The sequence below is a fragment of the Bacillus cereus group sp. N6 genome, assembly GCF_016483705.1.
GTDB classification, from domain to species: domain Bacteria; phylum Bacillota; class Bacilli; order Bacillales; family Bacillaceae_G; genus Bacillus_A; species Bacillus_A wiedmannii.
Map to the genome: position 1 here is coordinate 1 of NZ_JAEHBI010000236.1, position 365 is coordinate 365.

A 365-nucleotide genomic window follows, 5' to 3' on the forward strand; every position below is an offset into this window, starting at 1 on the left:
ACGTTTATAAACTACGGTTATCGTTTAAGAAATTTTGAATAATTGCTGTAATTCTTTGTACGTCGAAAAAGAGAAGTCTGGAATCTGACTTCTCTTTTGTTTGTATATGGCATGAATCGTTTCGATTCCTTTTATGGTACGTGAAGCATGGCGTAAATTTTGAAATCCTGCGGATTTAACAAAACGTCGTTTGATATGTCTATGGTCTTGTTCGATGAGGTTATTTAGATGCTTAACGGTGCAATGTTTCGTATGCACATAAAAACCGTTATGTTTCAGTTTTTTAAACGCACAAAGTAAGGCTGGAGCCTTGTCTGTTGTGAGAACCGTTGGTTCTCCAAAAGCTTTCACTAACCTTTTCATAA

1 protein-coding gene is annotated in these 365 nt (G+C 35.9%); it reads right to left on the reverse strand.

What is annotated here, in order from left to right:
* Positions 1-24: 24 nt before the first annotated feature.
* The coding region (locus tag JDS99_RS31110; RefSeq protein WP_199696512.1) for a DDE-type integrase/transposase/recombinase at positions 25-365 on the reverse strand (341 nt) is incomplete at its 5' end.